General features: G+C 59.1%; 5 protein-coding genes. 3 read left to right on the plus strand and 2 right to left on the minus strand.

Going from position 1 to position 5,339, the window contains the following annotated elements:
- Positions 1-988 precede the first annotated feature (988 nt).
- Positions 989-1,267, plus strand: coding sequence for an AlpA family phage regulatory protein (locus EN750_RS41495; protein WP_063169289.1), 279 nt, complete (start codon positions 989-991; stop codon positions 1,265-1,267).
- A gap of 56 nt (positions 1,268-1,323) precedes the next feature.
- Positions 1,324-1,896, plus strand: a complete 573-nt coding sequence (locus EN750_RS17015) for a hypothetical protein (RefSeq protein WP_145967732.1) — start codon at positions 1,324-1,326, stop codon at positions 1,894-1,896.
- On the opposite strand, the gene EN750_RS17020 is transcribed toward EN750_RS17015, so the two are convergent.
- Together EN750_RS17020 and EN750_RS17025 are read right to left on the minus strand one after the other, a co-directional pair.
- Complete coding sequence (locus EN750_RS17020; protein WP_126080680.1) at positions 1,862-2,107, minus strand: tyrosine-type recombinase/integrase; 246 nt, start codon at positions 2,105-2,107, stop codon at positions 1,862-1,864. The genes EN750_RS17015 and EN750_RS17020 overlap by 35 nt on opposite strands.
- A gap of 763 nt (positions 2,108-2,870) precedes the next feature.
- Positions 2,871-3,326 carry a transposase gene (locus EN750_RS17025; RefSeq protein WP_256748481.1) on the minus strand — a complete coding sequence of 152 codons (456 nt, stop codon included), beginning with the start codon at positions 3,324-3,326 and terminating at the stop codon, positions 2,871-2,873.
- 793 nt (positions 3,327-4,119) lie between these two features.
- Between EN750_RS17025 and EN750_RS17030 the strand changes: the two genes are divergently transcribed.
- A complete protein-coding gene (locus EN750_RS17030; protein ID WP_224570032.1) occupies positions 4,120-4,635 on the plus strand; it encodes a DUF2285 domain-containing protein in 516 nt (171 codons plus the stop codon).
- The last annotated feature ends 704 nt before the right edge of the window (positions 4,636-5,339 follow it).

Consider the following 5,339-nt stretch of genomic DNA (forward strand, 5'->3'; position numbering starts at 1 on the left):
TGGTAAGGGCCATGGACGACACTCCGATAAGCGCGCGGTGCTCTACGCTTGCTGCACTGCAATATCAAGTTCCGTCACGTAATGTCTGCCGTCTCGCCTGTCGTTGCTCGCCTTGGTAGACTCGCCAGCCCGCAGCCCTACCGAGCAGCAATAGCGCCCCGGCAGAACCCTCAATCGCCCAGATCAATGAATGGTTATCGCCCACAGTGCCCCCCCGCGATGCGGCCGATGGCGACCAGGGTGTCGTGGGCGCACAAGGATGGCGCTTTCCTGATGACGCCGTGCTCCAGGTGTGATCGCACCGTTGCTGCGCAAGCCATTTACTTGCTCGTCCCAGCGAGGACCGTGGCCAACTGGAACGCAGGGCCACGCCGCTCACCGGCCGCACTTTGCGGCGCAGATAACGATTCGATCTCCGCGGCGAGATTCTGGTTGAAGAAGCCACCAAGCTTGTCGAAGGACACACGGTCGTAATATCGACATGCCAGTATCCGCAACCCAGAAAAGCTCCTTGGGCTCCGCTGCGCGCGCCACGAACAACCCGATCTTCTCTGCGAAGAGGACGCCGTAATCCTTCAGGTTGAAGCCAAACCGGGGGGCGGCCGTGACGTATGGGCGAAGGGCTAGGAGGCGGGTTCGGTGAGGAACGGCATTGATGTCCACGCCGTCTCCTGGAAAGACAGAGGAATGCGGTGTCACCGACTGGCGCCGGAGGTTGATCCGGTGATTAGGAGGAGCACTCGTTGTCGGATTCTCGACGATGTCGGACATCTGACACAACGCTGCCAGAGCGATCACGTTGTTCCGAAACGATTTTCCCAGTTGGCACGACAATTGCGGTCCTATGCGCAAAAGCACTGCGATGCCGCACCGACTGGAAGAACTCATCAATGATCACGCTTTTCGAACATGTGGGCGCCGCTACCAACACTAAGCGTTCCCGATCAAACGGAAGCCTCTATCCCTTCTTTCTGAAGGCTGTCCGGACATGAACGCATTTGATGTCCGTCCAACGCTGGATGCTCCCGACGACGATCTCTATCTTTGGCTTGAAGATGTGGAAGGCGAGCGGGCACTTGCCTGGGCCGCCGGCCAGTCGGCAAAGACCCTGAAGCACTTCAGTGGAACGCAGTTCGAGCGCGACCGCGCGACTCTGAAGGCAGGCCTGTTCCCTAAGCGGCGTCGCATCTCCCCCGGCCGAGTCGCATGGCTTGAATCCGATATCAGGGCTTGGATGGAAACTAGATCTGAGAGCCGCACCGCATGAATGTAGCCTCCCAATATCTTCTCCCGTCTGTGGCGCATCACGAAGCCGGGCACGCGGTGGCCGCCATCGTTTTGCACCGTCAGATGTTCGACGACGACCGTGAACTCCCTGCTTTCTCAAGTGTTAGTATTTACCCCGACGCCGGTGACGGAGAGTGCGGTGGTTTTGTCGAAGGCACGGTTTTCTATTCAGCGCAAGGATTCACCTCGGAGCTAAAGCCGATTTTCGAGAACGATATGGATCGACATTTCCAACGCGATGAAGCGATCCAAGAGATAGTTGCGTGTCTGGCAGGTCCTTTTGCAGAATCCGCATTCGAAGGCTATCTGGACCCGCGCGATATGGCGATGAATGCGTCCGATGGGAATGAGGGGAGCAGCGACTACGCGGATGCCAAGCGAATCTATGGTGAGTTGCGGTTCCTGATGCCGCGCCGCCCCCGTTGGAGGCGGATCGAAGATCGCACGGCCCGGCTAGTACTCGATCACTGGTCAGCCATCGAAGCATTGGCCGCGCATTTGCTGGTCAAGCATGATCTCCAATTCGATGAGGCTCTGACGATTGTTGCGCCGCATCTTCCGCCCATGCCAGCAGCTACGCCGCCAGAGCGTCATCCGCAGCCTGCTTGATCAGCCATTCGATGTGATTTGACCACATCTGCAACACCTCGCGCTTCTCCTTGACTTTGCTATAGAGATTGTAGATTTCGCCAATGTCTGTCAAGGACGCCGCCTTGTGATTCAGTATGTGCTCGATGACGTGTGGCAATACCTGCCGCCTGCCGAGATTTGTCGCGAGCGTCCTGCGCAGATCGTGAAGGGTCCAGTTCTCCAAAGCCACCCCGTCAGTATTGACCTTGCCGTCTAGAGCCTTCTTGCCCTTCGCGTAGCCTGAGAAGTGGCTTCTTTCGTTGCCCCTCGCAGGGAAAAAAACGTGTCATTGGTCTTCGGTACCGTCTGGGGGACCGACACCGCCAGTGTGGGCAGCGGAATAAGCGTAGGCTCTTCGTTCTTCGTGCGGTCACCCGATAGTTCCATGTTCCGGCTTCAAGGTTGAGGACCAACGCATCGCGGCAACTTCCGTACGCCTCTGTCCGGTCAGAATGAGCAGCTTGACGATGGAGCCGAACGAATAGCCGATATCGCCCGGTTCGGGCTCACAGCCCGTTCATATAGCCGCCAGTTCGGCATCGTTCACCACTCGCTTGCGCTTGACGATCGGGGCCGGATCCGGATTTTCCAATCCCTCGCGGGGAAACCGCGGATGAGCCGTTGCGGCGGTTTGCGACACCAGTTGAAAAATGCCCGCATACACCAGAAGGCCGTGTTAGCCGCTTGCGGGTGACCCCCGGCGACGATCTTCTTGGTGACGTTAGCAATGTCGGTGTCGATCACATGGTGGATAGAGCGACTCCCGAGGGCAGGCACAAGATACCGGTTCAGGCTGGCCTCGACCAGTGCGGTGTTTTGAGGGTCGTTACTCGGCGGCCTGGAGGTGACCGCCATCGCCGTCCTCGGTATCGTCAGCGCTGATATGCGCCTGATCGGCAAGGAAGGCTGGCAGTTCCGATGGAGCTATGCTGGAATTTGGGTGACGAGGCTGATCAAGCGGCGCTCTGCGGCTTCGTTTCGATGACCTGGATTCCGTCCAGGAACCTGGCACCTGCGATGAGTTTCGGCAACTGATTTTGTCCTTTCAATCGTCGCCACTTCCTGGCCGCGGCCAACAGCTTGAAGACCATCAGCTGGGCGGTTTTCGAGGATAGCGAGCCCTTGGTACGCACCGTGCGATAGCGAACGGTTGCAAAGACGCTTTCGATGGGATTGGACGTTCGCAGATGATCCCAGTGTTGGGCGGGGAAATCGTAGAGCGCCAGCGACGCAATATGATCTTTCGTCAGGCAGTCGACCGCCTTGGCATACGCCTCGGCCTCCATCTCGATCGCATGCGCAAGCAATTTGCGCGCGCCGCTGCGAAGTACATCCGTCAGGGTATCATCGATTTCGTCGGGCTGACGAAGGCGAACAATGTGTTGATAGTCTCGTTCATGGCGTATCACTCTCCTTGAGAGGTACTGGCAGGCTTCATCACCCGCCTCGATACGCCGCTCTCCTCAAGCCGCCATCATCCAGTTTCCGCCATGGCTCCCCCTGATTGATCCGCTTCACCTGTGCAACTGCACAGGCTGCCCTAGCGGGGAGATTGGCCTCCAATGGCGAAAGCTTGCCGCAGGAGACCCTCCGATGACCGTGCCTATGGCGCCGCCGCTACGACAACTTGCCGACAAGCAGCGTGCGATCCACTGCCGCGCTACTGCGCCTTCAAGGGACGTCTGGATCGCGACGCAGGAGCCGATGACTGTTACGGGATCAATTCCAGGTCGCGCTGGCCGTCGCTGTGCCAGTTCGACGGTCTGGTGGCAATTTGGGCACATCTTCTGTCGCCGACAGTGGCGATGGCTGACGCTTCAACGAAACGGGGTCTTCGACGTCTGCTGCCTACGCCGATGCTTTGCGAAGTGGCATAATGTTTCGACGCACGCAGGCGCGGGCAGGGGATGTCAGTCATGAATCTCCTGACTGGCGCGGATCAGGCCGATTGGCGGGATGAAAGATCATACGACTACACCGCTGGCCTGACGCTGCGGGAGTGGGCTTGGGAGTTCTTACGCCGCAATCCAGCGTTCCAGCGCGATCTGACCGCTGCGCGCCAGCATTGCAAGACTTGGTCTCTCCAATCCTTTCTCGATATGGTCGCGTCGGCCGGCGACCTGTCACGCTGGGGTGTTCTGTTTCGCGGAGTCTTGTGGCCGCGCTTCGGTCGTATTCTGGTGTCCGCTCTGGTGCGTCCATGTGCTGCCGGTCATTGCGGAACGGTTGCCTGCCTCGTCGCCGACACCGCCGTTCGAACTCTCGGCATTGCCCTGTCGTGCAATCGTCCTGCTGGCGCCCGACAAGAGCCAGCATGTTCTTCTTCGCAATGCGGACCACGCGCTGCAGCTCGCCGTCTCGGGCGCGAATATCCTCCACCCTGTTTGCCTGCATACGCAAGCCATCTGGCCCGCGGTGCTTTTAAAGCATCGACTGAGGGGACTGGAGTGCCTCAATGCTCTCAGTCTAGGGCAACAGTTGCCCCCCCGCTTGTTTGCGCCGGAAAAGCGCGGCGTTCGTTTGTCCTTCGTTCTTCGTGCGCTCGACGGTTCGCTCGCCGGAGCACCTCATCGCGAGCTCGCCGAAGTTCTCATCGGTCAACGGCGCGTCCATGCCGACTGGGCGGATCCTCGCGATCATCTGCGCGACCGCATCCGTCGGGCCGTCTCGCGTGGCCGCGCGCTCATGAATGGTGGCTACAGAGATTTCCTAATTTGAAAAGCGACAGTCCGCGCTGTGCGTCGGTGGATGAACGTTCGCTCGCAGCTGTACCCGTCACCAACAGTTCGCCCGCCGACAGGACTGCATGGCGCCTTGCAAGTGCGCTCTGGTCTAGCTTGTCGATGCCGAAAATGAGATGGGCGAGGGTGCCAAGGCGGTGGTTCATTAGGGCCGGCCTCGACCTGGACGCACATCATTGGTCGGAAAGCGGCGTGCACCGCAATGTCGCCATAGCAGCCAAGATCCTTTGAGTCCGGACCTGCAGTCCTGTTGGACCGGCGGGTGCAACAATATGGAGGGATTTGAGGCCTCACACCGTTCCCTGGTCGACAGCTCGGTCAGACATAGCACCCACCGCTTGATTATGGAAATGGTGTGCCTGGAGTGCAGCGAGTAGCGGCTTGCTGCGCACTGTCCTAAGAATAGCAGTCATGACCCGTCTGGGGTTCTGCAACACGACGATTCAACCGCTTGGGCATTGTCGCATATCCCACAATGTAGAATGCGCAACAGGGCAAAAGCTGATCCATCGGCGGTTTATCAATGCTTTTTGGCTTGGCACGGCACATGCAACGCAATCGGCAAAAGGCGCACGAACTGAGTGGCCCATCGGCCCTAGGAGCGCTGATTTATGCCCTCCCAAGGCATGTCCGGCCCGGCAGGAGACTGAGCTCGCTGCCGGGCCGGACATGCCTTGGGAG

It is taken from the genome of Mesorhizobium sp. M7A.F.Ca.ET.027.03.2.1 (assembly GCF_003999175.1).
Lineage (GTDB): Bacteria > Pseudomonadota > Alphaproteobacteria > Rhizobiales > Rhizobiaceae > Mesorhizobium.

Excerpts from the sequence above, each read along its gene's own strand:
- EN750_RS41495 (WP_063169289.1), top strand. The coding sequence starts at position 989 with ATGAACGCATTTGATGTCCGTCCAACGCTGGATGCTCCCGACGACGAT.